This window comes from Synechococcus sp. CCAP 1479/9 (assembly GCF_019038535.1).
GTDB lineage: Bacteria > Cyanobacteriota > Cyanobacteriia > PCC-6307 > Cyanobiaceae > Cyanobium.
This window is the reverse complement of sequence record NZ_JAFKRK010000013.1, coordinates 1-2,717: the sequence shown is the minus strand read 5'-3', so window position 1 is coordinate 2,717 and position 2,717 is coordinate 1. Positions and strand designations below refer to the sequence as shown.

The following is a 2,717-nucleotide window of genomic DNA, read 5'->3' as shown; positions in this document are numbered from 1 at the left end:
TGTTGGTCAAGCCCTCGGTCTATTAGTACTCCTCCGCTTCACCGGTTACCCGGCTTCCACGTAGAGCCTATCAACGGGTGTTCTTCCCGTGACCTTACTGGCTAACGCCATGGGAATACTCATCTTGAGGTGGGCTTCCCACTTAGATGCTTTCAGCGGTTATCCTCTCCGCACATGGCTACCCAGCGTTTACCGTTGGCACGATAACTGGCACACCAGAGGTGCGTTCCTCCCGGTCCTCTCGTACTAGGGAGAAATCCTCTCAATATTCCTGCGCATGCACCGGATATGGACCGAACTGTCTCACGACGTTCTGAACCCAGCTCGCGTACCGCTTTAATGGGCGAACAGCCCAACCCTTGGGACCGACTTCAGCCCCAGGTTGCGATGAGCCGACATCGAGGTGCCAAACCTCCCCGTCGATGTGAACTCTTGGGGGAGATCAGCCTGTTATCCCTAGAGTAACTTTTATCCGTTGAGCGACGGCCCTTCCACTCAGAACCGTCGGATCACTAAAGCCGACTTTCGTCCCTGTTCGACTTGTAGGTCTCACAGTCAAGCTTGCTTCTGCTTTTACACTCGTCGGCTGATTTCCAACCAGCCTGAGCAAACCTTTGCGCGCCTCCGTTACCTTTTAGGAGGCGACCGCCCCAGTCAAACTGCCCACCTGATACTGTCCGGTCCCCGGATGACGGGTGACCGTTAGAACCCTAGCTCTGAAAGAGTGGTATCTCACCGTTGGCTCACCATCACCCACAAGCAATGGATCAAAGCCTCCCACCTATCCTGCGCATTCAGAGCCCGGGCACAATACCAAGCTACAGTAAAGCTTCATAGGGTCTTTCTGTCCGGGTGCACGTAGTCCGCATCTTCACAGACAATTCTATTTCGCCGAGCCTCTCTCCGAGACAGCGCCCAGATCGTTACGCCTTTCGTGCGGGTCGGAACTTACCCGACAAGGAATTTCGCTACCTTAGGACCGTTATAGTTACGGCCGCCGTTCACCGGGGCTTCAGTCGCCAGCTTCGCTTACGCTGACCAGCTTCCTTAACCTTCCGGCACTGGGCAGGCGTCAGCCCCCATACATCGTCTTGCGACTTAGCGGAGACCTGTGTTTTTGGTAAACAGTCGCCTGGGCCTCTTCACTGCGACCACCTTGCGGTGGCACCCCTTCTCCCGAAGTTACGGGGCCATTTTGCCGAGTTCCTTAGAGAGAGTTACCTCGCGCCCCTCGGTATTCTCTACCACCCCACCTGTGTCGGTTTCGGGTACAGGCCGTCATGCCTTAACGGGTATAGGGCTTTTCTTGGAAGCTTGACATCACCCACTTCGCTGCCGTAGCAGCTCGTACTCACGCCTCAGCTCAAAGTGTTTTCGCCACTTCTCAACGCCTCGAACGCTTGAACCAGTAACCAACTTCTGGCTGGGCTAGCCTTCTCCGTCCCCCTTCCCAAAACATGACAGGTACAGGAATGTTGACCTGTTGTCCATCGACTACGCCTTTCGGCCTCGCCTTAGGTCCTGACTAACCCTCCGCGGACGAGCCTGCCGGAGGAACCCTTAGGGTTTCGGGGCATGGGATTCTCACCCATGTTTTCGCTACTCAAGCCGACATTCTCACTTCCATGCAGTCCACGCCCGCTTACGCTAACGCTTCGCCCCACATGGAACGCTCCCCTACCATTTAACAAGTTAAATCCGCAGCTTCGGTACAACGCTTAGCCCCGTTCATTTTCGGCGCAGGATCGCTCGACCAGTGAGCTATTACGCACTCCTTTGAGGATGGCTGCTTCTAGGCAAACCTCCTGGTTGTCTGGGCAATCCCACCTCCTTTATCACTGAGCGTTGATTTGGGGACCTTAGCTGGCGGTCTGGGCTGTTTCCCTTTCGACCATGGAGCTTATCCCCCACAGTCTGACTGCCTAGTTTCACACAGGGTATTCAGAGTTCGTCTCGATTTGGTACCGCTCTCGCAGCCCGCACCGAAACGGTGGCTTTACCCCCCTGCTATAGCACTAGACGCTACGCCTCAACGTATTTCGGGGAGAACCAGCTAGCTCCGGGTTCGATTGGCATTTCACCCCTAACCACAGCTCATCCGCTGATTTTTCAACATCAGTCGGTTCGGACCTCCACTTGGTATCACCCAAGCTTCATCCTGGCCATGGTTAGATCACCCGGGTTCGGGTCTATAAACACTGACCAACGCCCTATTCAGACTCGCTTTCGCTATGGCTCCACCATTTCCGGTTTAACCTGCCAGTGCCTATAAGTCGCCGGCTCATTCTTCAACAGGCACACGGTCATCCTATGAGTAGGACTCCCATTGCTTGTAAGCTCACGGTTTCATGTTCTGTTTCACTCCCCTCCCGGGGTTCTTTTCACCTTTCCCTCGCGGTACTGTTTCGCTATCGGTCACACAGGAGTACTTAGCCTTACGAGGTGGTCCTCGCGGATTCACACGGAATTTCACGTGCTCCGTGCTACTCGGGATACAGCTAGGCCAGTTTCGCTTTCGCGTACGGGGCTTTCACCCTCTATGGCGCGCCTTTCAAACGCTTCCACTAACGTCCCTGGTCCACGTTGCTGTCCCACAACCCCGATGGTCGAAACCATCGGTTTAGGCTCTTCCCCGTTCGCTCGCCGCTACTTAGGGAGTCGTTTTTACTTTCCTTTCCTCCAGCTACTAAGATGTTTCAGTTCGCTGGGTTGGCTCG

1 rRNA gene is annotated in these 2,717 nt (G+C 55.0%); it reads right to left on the bottom strand.

The window, feature by feature from the left end:
* Positions 1-2: 2 nt before the first annotated feature.
* Positions 3-2,717 (bottom strand): 23S ribosomal RNA (locus KUG38_RS04245); the annotation flags it as partial.